We start from the raw sequence: 23,089 nt of genomic DNA on the forward strand, positions 1-23,089 counted from the left end.
CAAATCTATAAAGACACCCTAATGGCAGACGATAAAAAACAAAATGCAAACCAGAAGAAAATAAACATAGAGCTTACTGAAGATATGGCTCAAGGAACTTATTCTAACCTTGCAATAATAAATCATTCAGTATCTGAGTTTGTGGTTGATTTTGTAAACATTATGCCTGGTACTCCTAAAAGTAAAGTGAAGAGTCGCATTATCCTTACACCTCAACACGCAAAACGTCTTGCAAAGGCACTAGCAGATAATGTAAAACGTTTTGAAAATGCGCACGGCGTTATTAAAGATTACGAGAAGCAGCCAGTGCCGCTTAATTTTGGACCAACAGGTCAAGCTTAATAAATTTTTATAGTAGGCATAGACAATAGGAGAGTTGATAATTTTACCTAATTTTGATTTCTTAATTATTTGTTAAATAGGTCGCTATTGATACAATTGTAAACGCTATTACAATATTGCAAACCACACAATGCCGATTTAATTTAACACATTATGAAAATGTTAAAATAAGTCGTAAATTTCTAATGCGAAATATTTTTAAGTCTTTGCTGTAGTAGTAAGTGTCTTAAATATGTAAAATATCTCGCACTAAATCCCTACTTTTTAAAGTGTCAGAAAATAAAAAACACATCATTGTTGCTGTAGGAGCAAGTGCTGGAGGTCTAGAAGCTCTAAACGCTTTTTTTGATAATGTAGTAGAAAATTATGACTACAGTTACGTTATCATACAACATCTATCTCCAGACCATAAAAGTCTTATGGCAGAGCTGCTCTCTAAAAAGACAGAGGTGCCTATCGTGGCAGTTACAGACGATTCTATAATCGAGAGGAATCACATTTATGTAATTCCTCCATCTATGAATTTAATCATAGATGAAAACCATTTAAGATTATTAGACAAGCCAGAAGCCAAAACACTTAATCTACCTATAGACTTATTTATGGAGTCGTTAGGTAATGCTTATGGTAAAGAAGCTGTAGGTGTTATTTTAAGTGGTACAGGTAGTGATGGTACAAAGGGTGTGCAGGCTATAAAAAAAGCAGGAGGCCTAGTACTTGTGCAACAACCGGAAGATGCAAGTTTTGACGGAATGCCGTCTAGTGCTATAAATACGGGTGATGTAGATTATATCGTGCCTGCCGGAGAAATGATAGACGAGATACATCGTTATTACAATAGTGGAGACGCACTTAACTTTGGAGATGAAATTACGATAGAAGATAACGAGCGTCTACGTGTAATTTTAAATATCTTACACACTAACACAAATATTAATTTTAATTATTATAAAAGACCTACCATCTTACGCCGTACAGAAAGGCGTATGACTAACCTCAAGATGGGAAGTTTTGATGCTTATATAGCATATCTCAAAATTCATCCAGAAGAAGTCTCAATTCTATATAAAGAGTTTTTAATAGGTGTGACAAAGTTCTTTAGGGATACAAAAGCTTGGAATTTACTAGAAGCCGAGACAATACCTAATATCGTTACAAACAAGCGTGATGGTGATACTGTAAAAGTGTGGGACGTTGCTTGCTCTACTGGAGAAGAGGCTTACTCACTGGCGATACTTTTTCAAGAGGAGATAAAAAGACAGGCTAAGGATATAAAGCTCAAAATATTTGCTACAGATATTTCTGAAGAGCATATACAGCAAGCATCTCAAGGAGTTTTTCCTAGCACAGTGACACAGAGTGTACCTCCTAGTAAATTACACACATACTTTATAAAAGATGATGATGAGTATAGAATTCATCCAGATTTAAGAAAGAAAATAATTTTTTCTAATCACGATATTTTAAAGGACCCTCCTTTTAAAAATATGGATATGGTCGTGTGTAGAAATTTACTTATCTACTTAAAGCCAGAAGTGCAAACTGCCGTTTTACATACATTACATTATGCGTTAAAGCTTAATGGTTACTTATTTTTAGGCTCTAGCGAGTCTAATACGGCTTTGCGTAACTATTTTGAGACCATTAATGCAAAACTTAAAATATTTAAGAACATACACCCCTCAGAGCGATTACATAGTGAGTTACTTACTTCAAATGCAGATAAGAGTAGCTTTATGCTTTCGCGAAAGCAAAAAAAGACCCAGGTACAACCAAAGGAAACATTTACTAGTGATATTAAAATGAAAATAAGCAATGCGCTTATTTCTCAATTTGATACAGCCAGCGTTTTTGTAGATCAAGACTTTAAGGTGGTGGATGCAATGGGATCTTTTTCTAAATATGCACAACTACCAGACAGTGGTTTTTCTTTAGATCTACTTAAGATGCTTCCCGATAATCTCAAAACTGCTGTAAACTCTGCAGCTAGGAAGGCAAAACGTTCTAAAAAAGATTTTATTTATAATAATGTAGTGGCTATAAAAGCAGGTGTTGAGACCACAATTAACGTACTAGTAAAGCCTATTTTTAATAATAACACAGATGACTGTAGCTATGTCATCACCTTTATAGAACAAGCCTTAAATCCTGATGCTGCGATTGCACGAGGCACTATGAATCTTGCTGCACAACCAGACGAGCGTATTAAAGACCTCATAGATGAGATAGAAGAAACTCGTGGTGAGCTCAAAAAAGCTTTAGAGGACGCAGAGACTAGTAATGAAGAATTACAAACACTTAATGAAGAGCTACTAGCCTCAAATGAGGAACTACAAAGCACAAATGAAGAATTACAAAGTGTAAACGAGGAGCTACATACAGTAAATGTTGAGCATATCGAAAAAATGGATGATCTAGCATTACTTAATGCAGATATGGACAACATTCTTAATAGTACGCAAATTGCTACCATATTTTTAGATAGGCAGCTTACTATTAGAAAATTTACGCCATCTATACAAGAGCACTTTAAGTTAATGAAACAAGACCTGGGGAGACCCATTGAGCATTTCTTAACGCAACTAGGAACTGGAAAAAAATCATCACTTAAAGAAAAGATTGAAAAAGTGATGAAGACGGGTAATGTAAATGAGACTCAAATTAATAAAAGAGATGGTCGCTCATATATAAGACGTATATCACCATTTTATACGGGAACTAATAAAATAGAGGGCTCTGTCATCACATTTGTAGACATAACAAAAACAGTAGAGTCTCAAAAGAAACTCAAAGAAAGCCAGCAGAAGTTTAAGGACTTTTATGAAAATGACCCAGTGATGCACGCTAGTGTAGATCCTTCTACAGGACGTATTGTAGAGTGTAATAAAATATTTATAGACACCCTTAAGCTCGAGTCAAGGGAGGAAGCTATAGGTAGGCGCATCTTTGATTTTTATACAGATAAGTCTAAGGCAAAAGGCCTGGGACTTCTAGATCAAATTCAAAAAACAGGTGTTATAGAGGGGGAACAAATGACTCTGGTAGATATAGATGGAGTAGAAATACCTATTATTCTCAATTCAGAACTTGTTATACCAGATGAAGGACCCTCGTACTCAAGATCTACATTAGTAAATATATCTGACCTACAAGAGGCACAGCAACTTATGTATGATAAGAACGAGGAGCTGCAACGCATTAATACAGATTTAGAGCAGTTTGTCTCTATTTGCTCACACGATTTACAAGAACCTCTAGGTACAATACGCTTTAGTAGTGATGTAATCTTAAAGAAATTTGGTGAAAATCTTGATCCAAAAGCTACAGAGTATCTAGGTTATATCTATGGTGCAGCGGGTAGAATGGCAGACCAAATAAAAGGATTGTTAGAGCATAGTCGTATAGGCCAAGAGTTAGAGCGTACAGAGGTAGATGTCCAAGAATTACTTGAGATTGTAAAATATGACCTAGGTAAACGATTAAGAGAATGCAAAGGTGAAATACACCTAAGCAGGATGCCATCTATCTGGGCATATAAGACAGAGCTTAGATTATTGTTTCAAAATCTTATAGGTAACTCTCTTAAGTATTGTAAGCCAGATGTAAGCCCGATGGTAAGAATATCTTCTTTTGAAGATGATGTTTTCTGGACATTTGTTATAAATGATAACGGTATAGGCATTGCTCAAGAAGACCTAGATAATGTATTTAAAATTTTTGGTAGAGCATCTACACAGCATAAATATGAAGGTACTGGAGTAGGTCTTGCACATTGTGAGAAAATTGTAAAACTGCACGATGGTAGTATCTGGGTAGACTCTCAAGTAAATGTGGGTAGTACATTTTACTTTAAAATTAAAAAGTAAGCATATGTCAACCCCTTCAAAATTATATCCAAAAAAGATAGACCTTACTAATTGTGATAAGGAGCCTATACATTTATTAGGACAAGTACAGTCGCACGCCTATCTTTTTGTAATAGATGCACTTAAAAAACAAATCGTACGTGTTTCTGAGAATGTATTTAATTTGCTTTCGCGAAAGCGTGAAGACATTCATACAATCACGATTAAAGATGTTTTTGGACCTAGTGCTAGTACCATTGCATCGCATATTGAAGGTAAAAATACCCAGACTATTGAAGTCGAAGTTAAAGAGAAGAGATATGTAGTAATTACTCATTACAAAGAAGACCTTATTTATATAGAGCTAGAGCCCGTAGTAGCACAAGCTGAAGCTCACATAGTACAGCGACAGCTTTCTGATATTATTACAGATCTCAGTCAGGCTATTACGGTGAGGGGGATGTGTGATAAAACGGCAAACCTTATAAAAGAGCTTACTGGATACGACCGGGTAATGGTTTATAAATTTGACCAAAACTGGAATGGGACCATTATCTCTGAGTCTCGTGAAGTAGCGCTAGAAAGCTGGCTAGGGATGCATTACCCTGCCACAGATATACCACAGCAAGCACGTAAGGCATTTTTAACGCAAGGCGTGCGTATTATAGCAGATGTAAAATCTAAGACAGCTGCCGTTTATCCAGAGCTTAATGAACAGGGCTTTCCTTTAGACCTCACAAATTGCGAGTCCAGAGCGTCTTCTCCTATACATATTGAGTATCTAGAGAATATGAAAGTGGGAGCAACACTCACGGCGGCAATAATAAGCAATGGTAACTTATGGGGGCTTATTGCCTGCCACCATTACAGTCCTAAGTTTGTAAATTATTACCAGAGACAGACTATAAAATTTTTGACACAGGTTTTCTCTACGCAGCTTACATTACGATCTTCAAATGAGGTACTCACTCGTATTAATGCAACAGTAGCCACCCGAGCAAAACTCGTGGAGCAAATGAGTGATGGATGGGATGTACATAGTGGTCTTACAGAAAAAACCACATCTATGTTGAGCATCACAGAGGCAACTGGTGGCGCTATATTTTTAGAAAATAAGATTTCTACAGTAGGGGAGACACCTGCAAGTGACGATATATTAGACCTTGTAGACTGGATTTATAACTCCCAAATGGGTGATACATACACCTCTCATAATCTCACAAAAGAGTATGATAAGGGTGAGGCTTTCGCCAAAATGGCTTCCGGAGTACTTTGTGTTTTTGTTGCAAAGGGTGAAAAAGACTGTATTCTCTGGTTTAAGCCAGAGTTGAAACAAGTAATATCTTGGGGTGGAAATCCAGAAAAAGCTGTGGTAGAAGAAGGTAAGCGCTTGACGCCTCGTAAATCTTTTGAAAAATGGAACCAAGAGCAAGTACTTACGTCACTACCTTGGAAAGATTATGAAATTGCTTCTGCACAAGCTTTAAGAACAAGTATATCTAATATCATTATAAGTAGATATCAAGAAGTAAAAGAGCTTAATGATAAATTAAAAGAGGCTTACAATGAATTAGAATCCTTTAGTTACAGTGTTTCTCACGATTTAAGGTCACCATTAAGAGGTATAGATGGATTTGCTCAGATAATAAAGGAAGATTATTTTGAGAGCCTAGATGATTATGGTAAGAATGCCATACAGACTATTATAGACTCAACAAGTAAGATGAACACCCTTATAGATGATATACTAGCTTTTTCTGGTATAGGGAAGGATCAAATTGCTATGGGAGTTTTTGATATGCAAGAGTTAGTAGGTGAGGTGTTGCAATTTTTACAGCTCGATAAAAAATATAATAACACCACTATAGAGGTAGAGGGAGATTTACCCAAAGCATATGGAGATAGAGGGATGATTTTTCAGTTATTAAGTAACCTCATAGGTAATGCTTTAAAATATAGTCATACAGAGGAAAACCCTACCATATATATAGGAGCAAGAAGAGATGAGTCTCCAGCAGTTTTTTTTATAAAAGACAATGGTATAGGTTTTAATGAGGCTCATAAGGAAAAAATATTTGGCGTTTTTAATAGACTTGTAAAAGACGAGTTTGAGGGATCTGGTATAGGCCTAGCCATAGCACAGCGTGTTGTAGATAAACACAAGGGAACTATCTGGGCAGAAGGAAAGGTAGATCAAGGAGCCACTTTTTATTTTCAACTCCCTATTAGATAATGAAAGGATTTATAGTTTCTGTAGAAGATAACGCAAATGACTGTGCCTTAATGAGGCGAATTTTTGAGCGTGAGATGCCCTTAGTAAAAATCCATATTTTAGAGGACTCTCTTACTGCGCTAGCCTGGTTTCAGAGCTTTAAGGATGTTAAAAATACTCCAGATTTAATTCTGTTAGATATAAAAATGCCTAAATTAGATGGGCTAAGCTTACTAAAAGAAATTAGAAAAATAGAGCTTTTTACAAATTCACCTATTGTTATAATGAGCTCTTCAGACCAACTAAGTGATAGAGATAAGGCTTATGCATACGGTGCAAATAGTTACTTAGAAAAGCCTAAAAGCTATACAGAGTTAAAAGAAATGTTACCTGTAATTTCAAACTACTGGTTAACCCTAAATAAATAAATATGGCAACAGAAGTACATATATTACTAGTAGAAGATACAGACTCTGATGCTGCTCTTATCACTAGACAAATACACAAATTAGATAAAAATTATAAAGTTCAAGTAGTAGATAATCTGTCTGATCTAGAGGTTGCGATAAAAACATTTAATCCTCAACTCATAATTTCTGATTATAATCTTCCTACTTGTACTGGGATGGAGGTGTTAGAGCTATCTAGAGATAAGTCACCTACTGCTGTTTTTCTTTTTGTTACAGGTACATTACAAGATGAAGAACTAGCGGCAGAAACTATATTAAATGGCGCAGATGGTTTCATACTTAAAAAGCATATAAACGTACTAGCATCTAAGTTGTCACCTTATATAGATAAAATAAAAAATAGACCTATAATCGTTCAAAACACAAGAAACAGAATAAAACAGAGTACAGATCTTGTTAATGACATTAAAGATTATATGGATGATATCAATAAAGAAAACATCACTCATCAAGAGCGCATTGCCAAAATAAGAGAACATCTAGAAAAAATTAAAAAATCCCTATGATATTAGAACATCTTAAAGAAAAAACTAAAGCGATACACGATGAGGTAGAAGAAGATAACCTTACGGGCTTTATAATGGATGGCAGCATAAATCAAGTGCAATACGAAGAGCTCTTGAGGCAAAACTTTTCTGTTTACAAGGCGGTTGAAGATTTTATAAACGCGCGTTATGATAACTTGCCAGACGAGCTTAAGCCCTTTTCTGGTTATCAAAAAACAAATGCACTGGCAAAGGATATAGCTGGTTTTTCTAACTTTCCATTACCACAACCTACAGCTATAACTGGTCCTCGGGATTTAGGTACGCTTGTAGGAGCTTTATATGTAATAGAGGGGTCTATGATGGGAGGTATGATGATGAGTAAAAAACTACAATCTTGTGAGAAGTTGTCTCATATAGAAGCGCATTATTTTTATAACACAGACACAAAAGTAGCTGCTACTAGATGGAAATCATTTAAGGAAGCTGTATTGAGTTGCAAGTTTACAAGTGAGGATATAGATAAGGCTGGTGTAAGTGCCATTCATATTTTTGAGCACTTTAAAAAGGCTTATAAAAAGCCCACAATGTAGTATCACCTCATATCATTACTACGATTTACTTTTTTATAGAGACTTATGAAATCTTACAAACTTAAAATAGAACAGGTAGATGACTTTGTACCTGAGATTGCAGGGGCATTTGGTGTAAACTTTACAAATAGTTTTGGAGAGTTTGCGGTAACAGTGCCATCTCATATAGGTACTGGAGAGATAAAGGGTATTAACTTTCCTAACGGTATAGGTTTACATATCATAAACTGTAATATGCACGATGATACCGAGTTCTATTTTGAAAATAATGGTATAAACTCTCTAAGGTTCATATACTGTATGAAAGGAGAGATTGCTCATAAGTTTTCATCTAGCGAAGAAGAAATTGCTATACGTCGCGCAGAGCATCTTATTGCCGCACCTACGTATGAGGAAGACCAGATTTATATTATAAAAAAAGATAGTCCTGCCGTTATTTGTTATTTGGAGATAAATAAAGTTAAGTTTCAAGAGCAGTTATCGTATGACCTTAATAAGATAGATGCAGCTTATTATCCGCTTTTTGCAGATGTAAATGGGCTAACCCAAATTAACCATAAAGGTTACTACAGTCTACAGATTTCTGATATCATAGATAGTATTCTCAATAACGAAGATCAAGGTCTGGTTCGTACTAATTACCTAGGAGCAAAGGCACTTGAGTGTACCTCACTTATGCTTAAACTGTATAGGGAGGACTCGCTAGAAGGTAATAAACGTACCACATTAAGACTATCAGATATGGATACTGTGGTAGCTGCAGTAAACTATATAGAAAATAACATTTCAAAACTTGAGACCATACCAGAAATTGCCGAAGCCGTGGGTATAGAAGCTCATAGGTTACAAGATGGCTTTAAGGGCAATTACGGGATGACCGTAAATGACTATATAAAAGAGTATCGATTAAAACGAGCCTTAACAATGCTCACCTCAGAAGATAAGAATGTCTCTGAGGTTGTGTATGCACTTGGACTATCCAGTAGGAGTTACTTCTCAAAAATATTTAAAGAAAAGTATGGTATTCCTCCTTCTTCATTGCGCAAGGTGCCAGAGCTCTAATCTTGTTTATCAAGAGAATTTGTACTCCAGGCTTCTGGTTTTCCAGAAAATTTTGGTTTTGTGTTTGCCCATATGCCTTTAAAGAGATCTGAGTTGCGGTAACCCTGCAGAGCCTCGTCAGATTCCCAGTGACTGTGTGTAAAGAATATAGAAGAATCTTCGGCATCTTGCAGTAGTTCTAAGTAGAGACAACCCTTAAAAGCACGTATATCATTTTTCACCTTCTCAAAGTTGGATAAAAAAGAGGGTATTTCGCTTTCGCGAAAGCGTAATTTCACCAGTCTTACAATCATTTATCTGTAAAATTTATCATTACCGTGTCTCTATAGTTGAGGCCAAAGAGGCTAGCAGCACTTCCTACAGTGCTTGGGTTACTTTTATAAATAGCAAGCTCGATGTAACCACCAGAATTAAAAACGGCTAGTTTCTTTCCTTCCTCTTCTCGCTTAGACTTTTCTATGTCAAAGTTTATAGCATCGCTATACTGCTTATAGATTTTTGTGATGTCTGCACCACGTGCTTCAAGTCTAAAGCTGCGACCTTTGCCCACTTCGTCAAATAATTTTTTTGTGATGTTACTTACCACATTACCATAGTTATCTATATAAATGACATTACCAGATATCTGGTTGCGAGCCGTGTTTATAACAGGTGCGATACCTGTAAGTTGTCTTATATTATCTATGTTTTTACCTATCACACCTAGCGTACCACCACGGGCGATATGGCAGGCTGTCTTTACAAACACATCTAGTACAGTAAAGTTAGTAAGTGTGCGGTCGTGTATGTTTATCTCTACTTTTTCTTCTGGTACGATATCTTTTGTGAGTAGCGATATGATACCATTATTTGCACATATAAAATAATGGCCATCTAGTTTTACGGCTATGTGGTTTGTTTCTGGTGTGAGCTCGCTGTCTACACCTATAACGTGTATGGACCCTTTCGGGAAATTTTGATACGCATTTTGAATAATATAAGCTGCCTCCATAAGATGAAAAGGCGATACAGAGTGCGATATATCTACAATACGCACATCCTCTAGCTCTGAGTAAATCGCTCCTTTTACGGCTCCTGCAAAAGGATCTTTCTCGCCATAGTCTGTTGTAAGAGTGATTAATTTCATATAAAGTACTGTGCTTTGTTTTCTTAAAGAGTTACTTGTTTAAAATAGTTATAAACCATCATTGTTTATTATTTAATCGTTAACAGGGTGTTGAACTCGTGTTTTGCTGATTAAAAAAGACGTATTTTAGTAGTAAACAAAGCTAAAATATTTTACGGACGTAACTCACTAAATCCTTCTGCCTTTTGAACGAATTAATCTTAGAACTCTCAGAAATCAATCCGCGCGAATTTTTTGGACAGCGCAATGCTAATATAGAACTCCTTAAGCAGTATTTTCCTAAACTCAAGATAGTAGCTAGAGGTAATAAAATCAAAGCTTACGGAGATGAAGATCTTCTAGAAGAGTTTGATAGGCGTATGACGATGCTTATGGATCACTTTGGGAAGTATAATAAGATAGATGAAAACTCAATAGAGCGCGTACTAACAAGTGTGAGTAAAGAAGATTATGAGACGCCTGTAGAGAGTGGCGATGTACTTGTACACGGGGTGAGTGGTAAACTCATAAAACCACAAACGGCAAACCAGCGTAAACTGGTAGAGCTTTCAAAAAAGAATGACCTAACCTTTGCCATAGGTCCTGCTGGTACTGGTAAAACATATGTAGGTGTTGCACTAGCCGTAAAAGCGCTTAAGGAGAAGCGAGTAAAACGTATTATACTCACGAGACCTGCTGTAGAGGCTGGAGAAAATTTAGGTTTTCTACCTGGTGATATGAAGGAGAAGCTCGACCCTTATATGCAGCCACTTTATGATGCACTTAGGGATATGATTCCTAGTGAAAAGCTAGAGACCTTTATTGAGAAAGGAGTGATACAAATTGCACCTATGGCTTTTATGCGTGGTCGTACACTTGATAATGCTTTTGTGATACTTGATGAAGCTCAAAACACAACACACGCCCAGATGAAGATGTTCCTTACTCGTATGGGGCGTAATGCGAAGTTTATGATTACTGGAGATCCAGGGCAGATAGATTTACCTAGACGTGTCACCAGTGGTCTTAAGGAAGCGTTACTTATCCTCAAAACTGTAAAAGGAGTAGGGATGATTTATCTTGATGATAAAGATGTGGTGCGCCATCCTCTAGTAAAGAAAATGATTGCGGCTTATCGCGAGATAGAAAATAGAAACGACTAACATATTTCTATACTTTTAATTCGTAATATATCATTCAGAATTTTACTTTTGAAGAATAACTAATCGTGTTGTTTTAATACCTCAAAAGGATTAATACAACAGTTCAAACCAACCTATAGTGAACACTATTACAGACACTAATTTTAACTTCCCTGGTCAGAAATCTATCTATAAGGGTAAAGTGAGAGAAGTCTACACACTCGAAGATGATTTATTACTTATGGTTGCAACAGATAGGCTAAGCGCCTTTGACGTTGTAATGCCTAAAGGAATTCCTTTTAAGGGACAAATCTTAAATCAGATTGCTACGAAAATGATGAAGGATACAGAAGATCTTGTGCCTAACTGGCTCGTGGCTACTCCAGATCCTAATGTGGCAATAGGGAAGCGATGTGAGCCTTTTAAAGTGGAGATGGTAATACGTGGCTATATGTCTGGGCACGCAGCTAGAGAGTATAAAGCGGGTAGGAGAATGCTTTGTGGTGTTGCGATGCCAGAAGGAATGAAAGAAAATGACGCCTTTCCAGAGCCTATCATCACACCAGCTACTAAGGCAGAGATGGGTGACCACGATGAGGATATCTCTAGAGAGGATATTATTAAAAAGAACATCGTTTCAGAAGAGGATTACCTCGTGCTTGAAGATTACACACGCAAGCTTTTTCAAAGAGGAAGTGAGATAGCAGTATCTAGAGGACTTATACTGGTAGATACTAAGTATGAGTTTGGAAAAACCGCAGATGGTGAGATTGTTCTCATAGATGAGATACATACACCAGACTCTTCTCGTTACTTCTATGCCGAAGGTTATGAGGAGCGTCAAGCAGCTGGCGAAGCTCAAAAACAACTATCTAAAGAGTTTGTGAGGCAGTGGCTTATCTCAAATAACTTTCAAGGTCTAGAGGGACAAACGGTGCCTGAGATGACAGACGAGTACATAGAGACTGTATCAGAAAGATATATTGAATTGTACGAGAATATTACAGGTGACGCTTTCGCGAAAGCGGATACTTCAAACATTCAAGAGCGTATCGAGAAGAACGTGCTCGCATACCTTGCAAAATAGGAGCATAGCATCTTAAAAATTAATAAGCCCTTTCGTTACGAAGGGGCTTTTTTTGTGTTACGCTTTCGCGAAAGCGAACTTATATCACTTACTAAAATCTAATTCAAACTTTGAAATCATTTTTAGTAATACCTCCTCAGTTTCTGTAAAAAATGGTCTTGCACCTTGATGAGCATCTACCTTTTTAAACTCAGCGACGATAGATCCAGACTCGTATGCGTCTACTATTTGAGGATGCACATAGTACTTGCGACATACATTGCGTGTGTTACCTAGAGCCTCTGCAGCGGCATCAAAAGCGGTGAGTATGTTTGCTTTGTTTTCTTTTTTGTCTTTTGTGTAGCCTAGGTCGTGCACGGTTTCAAAAAAAGTTTTTGTAGCTCCCCAAGTTCTAAAATCTTTTGCCGAAAATAAGTCGCCACTCAGCTCGTGTATGTAATCGTTTACCATCGTGCTATCTACGCGGTGCTTTTCGCCATTTGCATCATAAAATTGAAATAACTCCCAGCCAGGTATTTCCTCACAACGGTTTACAAGTTTTGCCAGTTTCTTATTGCGTAGGGTGATGTTGTGCTTTTTGCCTTTTTTACCCACAAACTCAAAGCGGATTTTTTCTTTGGTAGTTGTCACGTGTCTGGTGCGTAAGGTAGAGAGGCCGTAGGTTTTATTGCGCTTTGCGTAGTAGTCGTTACCTATACGTATGTGGGTTTCTTCCATAAGCCTGAGGACAAGTGCAAGCACCTTGCGTTTTGACATCTCTGGAGCGTCAAGATCCTCATCTATGCGCTCGCGTATGCTAGGCAGTGCATTTCCAAAATTGGCTAGTTTATAAAACTTAGTTTGGTTTCTAATTTTTGACCAAAGGTCGTGATAGCGGTATACTTTTCTGTTTTTAGCATCTCGTCCTACCACTTGTAAATGTCCGTTAGGAGGATATGCAATGCGCACTTTCTCCCAGTTAGGTGGTATCACAAGATTATTGATGCGCTCTAATTCTTTTTTGTCCTTAAGAGGCTTATCATTAAAGTAATAGTGAAAGTTTTTCTTCTTCTTTTTCCTTCTTATGTTGAGGTCTGCATCAGAGACGTAAATGAGATTTGCTGCGGCTGCAGTTTCCTCTGGGTTTCTTAGGATGTTCTCGATTTGGCTGGCGGTGAGTGTCATAACAGTAAATTTAGTTACGAAAACAAATGCCTGTTCAAAAATATATGTGAACGTTTTGGTAAACTGCTCTTAATTTTTGTTACTTCACCATATAAATAGATCTTGTATGCAAGCACAACCATCATTTTACGATCAGGCTAATGAACTTATAGCAGATTTTTCTAGCGCTATGTGGGGAATCCCGCTCGTGTGCTTACTTATAGGTGGCGGTCTGTTTTTACTCATCTATTCGAGATTTTTGCCATTTAGATACCTAGGTCACGCTGTTGCAGTCTTGCGAGGGAAGTATGATGGAGAAAATGATGAAGGAGAGATCACACACTTTCAGGCACTCACTACAGCGCTTAGTGCAACCGTAGGTATGGGTAACATCGCAGGTGTGGCAGTAGCGATTGCTATAGGAGGTCCAGGTGCTGTTTTCTGGATGTGGATGAGTGCCATTGTGGGTATGGCAACAAAGTTTTTTACAGGCTCACTTGCCATAATGTATAGAGGTAAAGATAGTGAGGGCAAAACACAGGGAGGACCTATGTATTTTATCACAGAAGGTATGGGTAAGGCTTGGAAACCGCTTGCCGTAATCTTTAGTATTGCGGGATTAGTTGGTGCACTGCCAGTTTTTAATGTAAACCAACTCACACAGGCGGTAAATGATATTTTACTCGTACCTCAGGGTGTTGAGGTGGGTTTTACCTCTAACTTGATTATCGGGCTTGTGCTTGTTGCTATCACATCAGTTGTTATACTGGGCGGACTCGATCGTATTTCTAAAACTGCATCAAGACTGGTACCGGCGATGGTCTTTATTTACTTTGTAGCGGTAATGGCCATACTCTTTGTAAACATAGATGTCGTTCCTAAATACTTGGGTCTCATATTTACAGATGCCTTCTCTGCCGATTTTTATACGGGAGATAAACTGCTGGGTGGCGTGGTAGGTGGTCTCATATTACTCGGTATTAAACGTGGTGCTTTTTCAAACGAGGCTGGTGTAGGTACGGCACCTATGGCGCACGGCGCTGCAAAAACTGCACAACCCATACGTGAAGGACTGGTGGCAATGCTGGGTCCTGCAATAGATACCATTGTGGTGTGTACACTTACGGCGCTTGCAATTTTGGTAACAGACGTGTGGCAAACGACAGATGCAAATGGAGTTACGCTTACGGCTTCCGCTTTCGCGAAAGCGTTATCACCTGCAGGGAAATACATATTACTATTGTGCATCGCCGTGTTTAGTATCTCATCGCTTTTCTCATATAGTTACTATGGGACTAAGTGCTTAAGCTTCCTTTTTGGAGCGCATAATAAGAAGTATTATAACATCGCTTACATCGCGAGTATCTTAATAGGAGCAACCACATCACTTAGTATGATGATTAACTTGATAGATGGATTTTTTGCCATAATGGCAATACCAACGATGATTGCAACCTTGTATCTCGCACCAAGAGTGATGAAGGAAGCGAGGAGGTATTTTAAGGAGTTGGGTTAATTATCGCAATACCTCAAAGGTGCGCTTTTCTGGTTTTTTAAGACGAACATCTATGGAGTCGTGCTGCCATTTTTCCTCAGCAAGATGTGCATAAATATCAATCTTGCCTGAACCTTTGTTTCCTTTAAGAGGGACAGTAATGCGTATGGTTTTTGCTTTATCATCTATGAGAACATCACCATCTATAATATTGCCTATTTGTAACGGTGATCCAAAGTAGGTCGTTACCTCCTTATTCTTTTCTGCTTCTTCTCTAGCTTTCTCAATAAGTTCTGGATCTGCCATTGCAGTTCCCATTGCGTTTATAAAATCACCAGCAGCCATAATGAAGAGTGTAAAACAAACAATGATAAGAGTGGTGGGTACAAACCACTTCCAGTTGCGATGTAGCCAAGGCTTTTTTGTGATGAGTTCGTTGTTATAAGGCATAAAAAAAGGTTGTTCGTTTATATAGTAAACGAACAACCTTCATATCTGTTACAGCTATTGTGATTACACTTGAATCACCCCAAGATTAAAGGGCTTCTCGATAGGAGCGTGGTCTGCGGCTTCTATTCCCATTGAGATCCACTTACGCGTATCTCGTGGGTCTATAATACCATCTGTCCAGATTCTTGACGCTGCGTAGTATGGTGATACTTGATCATCATAACGAGACTTAATACGGTCAAAAAGTTCTTTTTCTACCTCTGGTGTAATTTCTTTTCCTTGCTTTTTGAGCGAGGCAGTTTCTATCTGTAATAATACTTTTGCAGCACTATTACCAGACATCACGGCAAGTTCTGCACTAGGCCAAGCTACTATAAGCCTTGGGTCGTAAGCTTTACCACACATTGCATAGTTTCCTGCTCCGTAAGAGTTTCCTATAACAATAGTAAACTTAGGTACCACCGAGTTTGAAACAGCGTTTACCATTTTTGCTCCGTCTTTTATAATACCTCCGTGCTCACTTTTACTACCTACCATAAAGCCAGTTACATCTTGTAAGAATACAAGCGGTATTTTTTTCTGGTTACAGTTGGCTATAAAGCGCGTCGCCTTATCTGCACTGTCTGAGTAAATCACTCCGCCAAACTGCATTTCGCCTTTTTTAGTTTTTACAAGCTTGCGCTGGTTTGCAACGATACCTACTGCCCATCCATTAATGCGAGCATAACCTGTAAGTATAGATTGCCCGTAACCTTCCTTGTACTCATCAAACTCAGAGTTGTCTACCAGTCTGTCTATAATGTCTCGCATATCATATTGATCTGCACGAGAGGCAGGCAGGATGCCAAAAAGTTCTTCTGGATCTTTTGTAGGCTTTGCAGGTTCAATACGGTTATAACCTGCTTTTGTATAATCGCCTATTTTTCCCATCAATTTTTTAATGGTATCAAGGGCGTCCTTATCATCTTTAGATTTATAATCTGTCACACCAGAAATCTCACAGTGTGTAGTGGCTCCTCCTAGTGTCTCATTATCTATAGATTCACCTATTGCTGCTTTTACAAGGTAGCTTCCCGCAAGAAAAATACTTCCCGTTTTATCTACTATAAGCGCTTCATCGCTCATAATAGGTAAGTATGCACCACCAGCAACACAACTTCCCATTACTGCAGAAATCTGTGTGATACCCATACTACTCATCACCGCATTGTTACGGAAGATGCGTCCAAAGTGCTCCTTATCTGGAAAAATCTCATCTTGCATAGGGAGATAAACACCTGCACTATCTACTAGGTAGATAATAGGTAGCTTATTTTCCATAGCGATTTCTTGTGCTCTTAGGTTTTTCTTTCCTGTAATAGGGAACCAGGCTCCAGCCTTAACAGTAGCATCGTTTGCAACGATGAGACATTGCTTACCAGATACGTATCCTATTTTTACAACCACACCACCAGAAGGGCATCCGCCGTGTTCTTCATACATCCCTTCTCCAGCAAAAGCGGCAATCTCAATACACTTTTTTGGGTTGTCTACTAGGTAATCTATGCGCTCTCGGGCAGTCATTTTACCCTTAGCTTTATGTTTATCTATACGTTTTTGCCCACCACCTAGTTTTACTTCGGCAAGGCGGTTTCTCATCTCTGATAAGAGTAGCTTATTATGATCTTCGTTTTTATTGAATTTTAAATCCATAAAATGTGTGTGTGCTTGAATGTTTTTCTGTCTATAAAGGTAAGTATTGTAGCACAAGCTTGAAATGAGAATTGTAAAAATTACCTACTACCCAAATTCCAATAAATAACCGATATTTGTAGCTTGTCTTATTACATAAGATTTTCCCTAAAAATAAAACTATGGGTATGAATAAAAATACCGTTTTGGCGTGGGCCACTTTTATAATGATTTTAGTAGGTTTAGGACTTATTGCTCTAGGCGTTTTTAAATACACCGATGTTGCCGGATGGGGCTTTGCCTCTGTAGGTGTTGGATTCTTTGCCATTGCTTGGGTATTTAATGCCCTTAAGGGTCGTGTATAATGTGTGAGGATGCTTGAAGATTTTAAGCACCATATCGCACAAGATTTACCATTTCTTCTTGATAGTAAGATACTCGTCACAGTAAGTGGTGGGCTTGATAGTATGCTCTTATTGTTGTTGTGTCGTCAGGCAGGCCTTACGATACGTGTAGCACACTGTAATTTTAATTTAAGAGGAGTAGAGAGTGATGGTGATCAAGCTTTTGTAGAAAGCTATTGCAAGCTACATAACATTCCTATTTACATAAAGAGTTTTGATACTTCCGCTTACGCGAAAATTGAAAAAACATCAACCCAGATCGCCGCAAGAGAGCTGCGTTATCAGTGGTTTAAAGAACTTTCGGCTACCGAAGGTTTGGATTATATCTTAACTGCCCATCATCTCAATGATGAGTTAGAAACGTTTCTCATAAACTTAGGTCGCGGTACCGGCGTTAAAGGCCTTACTGGCATCCCAGAAATAAACGGACGGGTTGTGAGACCACTGTTGCCTTTTTCGCGAAAGCGTATAAAAGAATATGCATTACAAGAAAAACTAGCGTGGCGTGAGGATAGCAGTAATGCAACAGATAACTACGTGCGCAACCACTTGAGGCATCACGCTATACCGAGTATGGTGGCAGCGCAACCAGCTACTTTGCAGGGTTTACAGACCACGCAGCAACATTTACGTCAAACAGATAAGTTACTAGCAATCTACACAGCGTCTTTAAGGAAAGCGTATGTGACAACACGAGATGGACTACAAGTAATAGACGTACCAGCGCTAAAGAAACACGAGGAGCCACAGGCGGTTTTATACAAATTACTACACCCTTATAACTTTACAGCGTGGAGTGATGTTTATGAGCTGCTTGATGCACAATCTGGTAAGCAAATATTTTCTGAAACGCATCGTTTAGTAAAAGATAGAGACGTGCTATTACTTACAGAAAAAGCTGTTGCACAAACTACAACTTATACCTGGGAATCTGGTGTGAGTAAGATAGAAGGTGACTTTGGTACATTAAGGCTTGAAACAAGTGATACATTTGAGAGCACCTCAAGAAAGGAGATAGTGGTAGATGCGACAAAGTTGACATTTCCGCTCACGATAAGGAAGTGGGAAGAAGGTGATTTTTTCTGTCCTTTTGGGATGAAAGGAAAAAAGAAGTTGAGTAAGTATTTAAAAGATGAAAAGGTATCTTTGATAGCAAAGGAGCACGTGTGGCTGCTTTGTAATGGTAAAGATATTGTGTGGGTGATAGGTCACAGAGCAGATGACCGTTTTAAGGTAGCTGATGACACACAAAAAATGATAAAATTTACAACTATATGACGCGTAAAGCATTCATAATATTAAGTTCGCTTATAGTACTTATGGCGACTGCTGTAAGTGCACAAGATTTTAGTTTTGGTATTTCTGAAGTTACCGTGGATCCAGTACAGTGGGCAGGTAGCGTAGAGAAAAAATCTGATACAGAATATATTTTAAACTACGAGGCCACTATAGAAGAGGGATGGTATATTTATGCTCAAAAATCGCCAGCTGGTATTCCGTTTAATTTTGAGTTTTTACAAAAGGATGCGGGAGTTACTCGTGAGAAGTTTGCACAAGAGAGTGAGACAAAGACAGCCTTTGATGAGATTTTTGAAGAAGATGTCATAAAGTATGTGGGGCAGAACCCTGTGCTGTCTATGCCTATTACACTTACAGATAAGAGTATAACCATTGTCAAGTCGGTTATAAACTATCAGGTCTGTAAAGAGGTGTGTATTCCTCAAGACTTTTACATTGCTCACAACTTAAAAACTGGAAAGGCAAAAGTCTTTACAGATTATAATGAGTTTGAAAAATATGGTGCTACTCCAGCACAAAAGGATAAAGGCGATAGCGATGATGATTATGAAGACGATGAAAGCACAAGCAACAAAGGGCTGTGGACGGTCTTTTTCTTATCATTTTTAGGAGGTCTGGCAGCATTATTTACACCTTGTGTATTCCCTATGATCCCTATGACGGTGAGTTACTTTACAAAACAAAGTAAGTCTAGAGCAGCTGGTATACGTAACGCGATTATTTACGGTATCTCTATCATTATTATATATGTGGTCATAGGTCTTACGGTCACGGCAATCTTTGGTGCGACTGCAATTGTTGAAGTATCTACGAGTGTTACTTTTAATTTAGTATTCTTTGTGTTACTAGTAGTGTTTGCTATTTCATTTTTTGGAGCATTTGAGATTATGCTTCCTCAAAAATGGGCAAATAAGATAGATCGTAAAGCAGATAGAGGTGGTTACCTAGGTATCTTTTTTATGGCGCTTGCACTTGCTATTGTTTCTTTTAGCTGTACGGGACCTATAGTAGGTGTCGCTTTAGTGCAGTCTATAACAGAGGGTGGTATCACACCTATCATAAGTATGCTAGGTTTCTCTAGTGCGATTGCCTTACCATTTGCACTATTTGCAATGTTTCCAGGGTGGTTAAATAGTTTGCCAAAATCTGGCGGATGGCTCAATACAGTAAAGGTAGTTCTAGGATTTTTAGAACTAGGGCTAGCACTCAAATTCTTATCAAATGCAGATCTTGTAGTAGATGGTAATTACTTGCCTAGAGAAGTATTTTTAGTACTCTTAATTGCGATAATGATAGGCCTTGCCTTGTACTTATTTGGAAAAATTAAACTAGCACACGATACAGAAGTAAAACATATCTCGGTAGGTCGCTTGCTACTAGGTATACTCACGACGGCATTTATTCTTTATCTCATACCAGGTGTTTGGGGTGCACCACTTAAACTTATAAGCGGCTTCCCGCCACCTATGAATTATAGCGAGTCACCTTATGGTATAGGAGGACAAAACACACTGTCTAACTCGTCTGAGGAGTTTCCAGATAATGCAGAGATAGGTCCTCACGGATTATTATCCTTTACAGATTATGAAGCAGGTATGGCCTATGCGCGTCAAGAAAATAAACCTGTTTTACTTGACTTTACAGGTAAGGCGTGTGTAAATTGTCGTCGTATGGAGGAGCTGGTGTGGTCTAAGCCTGAGGTGCTTAACTTGCTAAAGAACGATGTTGTGCTTATCTCTCTCTATGGAGACTCACAAGAGGAGTTACCAAAAGAGGAGCAAGGCGTGAGTGCATCTGGTCGTCGTATTAAAACGGTAGGTAATAAGTGGAGCAACTTCCAGATAGAGCGTTATAACATTGTTGCGGCGCCTTATTACGTAATGCTAGATCACGACGAAACACTCCTAAATAAACCTGTTGGGTACACACCTAATGCAAAAAAATATGAAAAGTGGCTAGAAAAAGCCATCATAACTTTTAACAATCAATAAATGAATAACATCTTCAAACTACTTTGTGTAGTATGCTTTTTTGCTTTCGCGAAAGCGTCATCTGCACAATCACGAGAAACTATTTTAGACACTACTTATCAGGTTTCAGAGCATTATAATAAACAAGAAGTACGCATTAAAATGAGAGATGGCGTGCATCTTCATACTACTATTTACTCGCCAAAGGACACTTCAAAAACGTATCCTATTTTAATGCAGCGCACGCCTTATAGCTCTAAACCTTATGGAGAAGGAAAGATGCGCACAGCGATAGCACCTAATGCTTATTTAATGCAAGAGGGTAATATTATTGTATATCAAGATGTACGTGGTCGCTGGATGAGTGAGGGTAAGTATGATAATATGCGCGCATTTATACCTAATAAAACAGGTACTCAGGTAGATGAGGCAAGTGATACTTATGATACTATAGAATGGCTTGTTAATAATGTAGAAAATAATAATGGTAATGTAGGTACTTGGGGAATTTCTTATCCAGGTTTTTATGCAACATACTCACTCTTAAGTGGACACCCTGCGCTTAAAGCAGCGTCACCACAAGCGTGTATAGGTGATTTCTTTTTTGATGATTTTCACCATAACGGAGCTTACTTGTTAAGTTACTGGAGAGCTACTGCGGTTTTTGGATATCAGAAGGATGCACCTACTACAGAGTCTTGGTATGATTTTCCAGATTTAGATAGTGATGACCAGTTTGACTTTTTCTTAAAAACAGGTCCTTTATCAAACTTAGATAAATATTATGATGAGACTAATGAGTTCTGGACGCAATTAAAAGAACATCCTAACTATGATGAGTTCTGGCAATCTAGAGGGCTTATACAGCACCTAGAAAATATAGAGCCAGCCGTAATGGTTGTAGGAGGACTATATGATGCCGAAGATTTATACGGACCCTGGGAGACGTACAAAAACATCGAGAAGCGCAGTAATAATTACAATACGGTAGTTTTCGGACCTTGGAGTCACGGAGACTGGGCACGTAACAAAAAGAGGCAGGCTGTAGGTAATGTTTATTTTGGCGATAATATTTCAGACTATTTTCAAAGAGATATTGAGACAAAATTCTTTAATCACTTCTTAAAAGGAGGTGATAAAGGTGGAGCAACAGGATTACCAGAAGCACACGTTTTTGACTCAGGAAGTAAAGAGTGGAACTCCTTTGAGCAATGGCCACCTAAAAAGGCGATGAAAGCTTCTTTCTTTTTAGGAAAAGATAATGCACTTACAGGAAGTCCTTCTACAAAATATGATGCAGAAAAATTTGTAAGTGATCCAGCAAACCCTGTACCATATGCAGAGGGTAAAAAGATGGTATTTACACCACGTAAATATATGTCTGACGATCAGAGATTTGCTGCGGCTCGTGAGGACGTACTTGTTTATGAAACGCCTGTGCTAGAAGATGATCTTACCCTTGTAGGTGATATAATGGCAAAGCTTAATGTAGCAACCACCGGAACATCTGCAGACTGGATTGTAAAAATTATAGATGTATATCCAGATGATGTACCTAACACTGAAGAAACAGAAGAAGGAGTAGAGATGGCTGGTTACCACCAGATGGTGCGTAGTGAGGTAATGCGTGGTCGTTTTAGAAAGAGTTTTGAACGCCCTCAGCCATTTGTTGCAGGAGAGAAAGATGAGGTTTTTGTTAAGCTACAAGACGTGCTTCATACATTTAAAAAGGGACACAAATTGCAAGTACAAATACAAAGTACTTGGTTTCCGCTTATAGATTTGAATCCTCAGACGTATGTAGATAATATCTTTGAAGCAAAGGAAGAAGATTTTACTAAGCAAACACACTCAGTATTCCATAATTCTAAGATTGAGTTTAGTATTTTAATAGAGTAGTGCAGAGAATACGATAAAAAAAAGGTCTGAGATATATTTTATCTCAGACCTTTTTTTTTGACAACAATTTACTTGTAAAAAAAGAAAAACACCCCTGCTAAGCAGGGATGCCTTTCACCCCTAAATTTATGATAGCTAAATAAATAGCTCCCAAACCTTAATGTCTTAAGGCGCGTCAAATATAACTTTGTTTTTTAAATAATGTAAGGATGAAAAGTTAATTTTTAACTTGTTAAAAAGAAAAACACCCTTGCAAAGCAAGGATGCCTTTCACCCCTAAATTTGTAAGCTCAAATCTTCATTGCGACTTTAATCTTAAAACAAATGAAATTCAAAACTTTTAAAACTTACCATAACAAATCGTAGTTTTATTTGATAGTAAAGTTAATATGCCATTAGTTTTTACAGTAGGGGT

The 23,089-nt window shown here is 38.0% G+C and carries 19 protein-coding genes; 14 read left to right on the forward strand and 5 right to left on the reverse strand.

Annotation, left to right across the window (positions count from 1 at the left end):
- Positions 1 to 21 precede the first annotated feature (21 nt).
- From ACJJVM_RS12130 to ACJJVM_RS12160, 7 genes are all read left to right on the forward strand, one after another.
- Positions 22 to 342: a DUF3467 domain-containing protein gene (locus ACJJVM_RS12130; protein ID WP_298347902.1), complete on the forward strand. Its 321-nt coding sequence runs from the start codon at positions 22 to 24 to the stop codon at positions 340 to 342.
- Positions 343 to 611: 269 nt separating this feature from the next.
- A complete protein-coding gene (locus ACJJVM_RS12135; protein ID WP_405211814.1) occupies positions 612 to 4,208 on the forward strand; it encodes a CheR family methyltransferase in 3,597 nt (1,198 codons plus the stop codon).
- Positions 4,209 to 4,212: 4 nt separating this feature from the next.
- A complete protein-coding gene (locus tag ACJJVM_RS12140) occupies positions 4,213 to 6,420 on the forward strand; it encodes an ATP-binding protein (protein WP_405211815.1) in 2,208 nt (735 codons plus the stop codon).
- A complete protein-coding gene (locus tag ACJJVM_RS12145) occupies positions 6,420 to 6,827 on the forward strand; it encodes a response regulator (RefSeq protein ID WP_298347905.1) in 408 nt (135 codons plus the stop codon). Before ACJJVM_RS12140 ends, ACJJVM_RS12145 begins: the two co-directional genes overlap by 1 nt.
- Before the next feature lie 2 nt (positions 6,828 to 6,829).
- A complete protein-coding gene (locus ACJJVM_RS12150; protein ID WP_298347906.1) occupies positions 6,830 to 7,375 on the forward strand; it encodes a response regulator in 546 nt (181 codons plus the stop codon).
- A complete protein-coding gene (locus tag ACJJVM_RS12155) occupies positions 7,372 to 7,947 on the forward strand; it encodes a biliverdin-producing heme oxygenase (RefSeq protein WP_405211816.1) in 576 nt (191 codons plus the stop codon). Before ACJJVM_RS12150 ends, ACJJVM_RS12155 begins: the two co-directional genes overlap by 4 nt.
- Positions 7,948 to 7,992: 45 nt before the next feature.
- Positions 7,993 to 9,009, forward strand: a complete 1,017-nt coding sequence (locus ACJJVM_RS12160; RefSeq protein ID WP_405211817.1) for a helix-turn-helix domain-containing protein — start codon at positions 7,993 to 7,995, stop codon at positions 9,007 to 9,009.
- Here ACJJVM_RS12160 and ACJJVM_RS12165 read toward each other — a convergent pair.
- Both ACJJVM_RS12165 and ACJJVM_RS12170 read right to left on the reverse strand, forming a co-directional pair.
- Positions 9,006 to 9,302 (reverse strand): putative quinol monooxygenase, encoded by a 297-nt coding sequence (locus ACJJVM_RS12165; RefSeq protein WP_405211818.1) that lies wholly within the window; start codon positions 9,300 to 9,302, stop codon positions 9,006 to 9,008. The genes ACJJVM_RS12160 and ACJJVM_RS12165 overlap by 4 nt on opposite strands.
- The gene (locus tag ACJJVM_RS12170) at positions 9,299 to 10,135 is read right to left on the reverse strand and encodes an S-adenosyl-l-methionine hydroxide adenosyltransferase family protein (protein ID WP_299150667.1); all 837 of its coding nucleotides are present in this window, start codon (positions 10,133 to 10,135) and stop codon (positions 9,299 to 9,301) included. Before ACJJVM_RS12170 ends, ACJJVM_RS12165 begins: the two co-directional genes overlap by 4 nt.
- Positions 10,136 to 10,320: 185 nt before the next feature.
- Between ACJJVM_RS12170 and ACJJVM_RS12175 the strand changes: the two genes are divergently transcribed.
- Together ACJJVM_RS12175 and ACJJVM_RS12180 are read left to right on the forward strand one after the other, a co-directional pair.
- Positions 10,321 to 11,277, forward strand: a complete 957-nt coding sequence (locus tag ACJJVM_RS12175) for a PhoH family protein (RefSeq protein ID WP_035325186.1) — start codon at positions 10,321 to 10,323, stop codon at positions 11,275 to 11,277.
- Between the two features lie 115 nt (positions 11,278 to 11,392).
- Positions 11,393 to 12,343 carry a phosphoribosylaminoimidazolesuccinocarboxamide synthase gene (locus ACJJVM_RS12180; protein WP_405212214.1) on the forward strand — a complete coding sequence of 317 codons (951 nt, stop codon included), beginning with the start codon at positions 11,393 to 11,395 and terminating at the stop codon, positions 12,341 to 12,343.
- A gap of 84 nt (positions 12,344 to 12,427) precedes the next feature.
- Here the strand turns inward: ACJJVM_RS12180 and ACJJVM_RS12185 are convergent, their stop codons facing one another.
- On the reverse strand, positions 12,428 to 13,507 hold the full coding sequence (locus ACJJVM_RS12185) for a DNA topoisomerase IB (RefSeq protein ID WP_405211819.1): 1,080 nt from the start codon (positions 13,505 to 13,507) through the stop codon (positions 12,428 to 12,430).
- A gap of 106 nt (positions 13,508 to 13,613) precedes the next feature.
- On the opposite strand from ACJJVM_RS12185, the gene ACJJVM_RS12190 reads away from it, so the two are divergent.
- Entirely contained in the window at positions 13,614 to 15,002 is a 1,389-nt protein-coding gene (locus ACJJVM_RS12190; RefSeq protein WP_405211820.1) for an alanine/glycine:cation symporter family protein, read from the forward strand.
- Here ACJJVM_RS12190 and ACJJVM_RS12195 read toward each other — a convergent pair whose 3' ends face one another.
- Both ACJJVM_RS12195 and ACJJVM_RS12200 read right to left on the reverse strand, forming a co-directional pair.
- Positions 15,003 to 15,431, reverse strand: a complete 429-nt coding sequence (locus ACJJVM_RS12195; RefSeq protein ID WP_405211821.1) for a hypothetical protein — start codon at positions 15,429 to 15,431, stop codon at positions 15,003 to 15,005.
- 63 nt (positions 15,432 to 15,494) lie between these two features.
- Positions 15,495 to 17,123, reverse strand: a complete 1,629-nt coding sequence (locus tag ACJJVM_RS12200; protein ID WP_405211822.1) for an acyl-CoA carboxylase subunit beta — start codon at positions 17,121 to 17,123, stop codon at positions 15,495 to 15,497.
- A gap of 161 nt (positions 17,124 to 17,284) precedes the next feature.
- Between ACJJVM_RS12200 and ACJJVM_RS12205 the strand changes: the two genes are divergently transcribed.
- From ACJJVM_RS12205 to ACJJVM_RS12220, 4 genes are read left to right on the forward strand one after another with little or no spacing between them, the layout of a single operon-like run.
- Positions 17,285 to 17,467: a CAL67264 family membrane protein gene (locus ACJJVM_RS12205; protein ID WP_035334232.1), complete on the forward strand. Its 183-nt coding sequence runs from the start codon at positions 17,285 to 17,287 to the stop codon at positions 17,465 to 17,467.
- Between the two features lie 9 nt (positions 17,468 to 17,476).
- The gene (tilS, locus tag ACJJVM_RS12210; RefSeq protein WP_405211823.1) at positions 17,477 to 18,784 is read left to right on the forward strand and encodes a tRNA lysidine(34) synthetase TilS; all 1,308 of its coding nucleotides are present in this window, start codon (positions 17,477 to 17,479) and stop codon (positions 18,782 to 18,784) included.
- Positions 18,781 to 20,796, forward strand: a complete 2,016-nt coding sequence (locus tag ACJJVM_RS12215; protein WP_405211824.1) for a cytochrome c biogenesis protein CcdA — start codon at positions 18,781 to 18,783, stop codon at positions 20,794 to 20,796. Before tilS ends, ACJJVM_RS12215 begins: the two co-directional genes overlap by 4 nt.
- Complete coding sequence (locus ACJJVM_RS12220) at positions 20,797 to 22,674, forward strand: CocE/NonD family hydrolase (protein ID WP_405211825.1); 1,878 nt, start codon at positions 20,797 to 20,799, stop codon at positions 22,672 to 22,674.
- Positions 22,675 to 23,089 lie beyond the last annotated feature (415 nt).

This window comes from Dokdonia sp. Asnod2-E02, assembly GCF_045063915.1.
GTDB lineage: Bacteria > Bacteroidota > Bacteroidia > Flavobacteriales > Flavobacteriaceae > Dokdonia.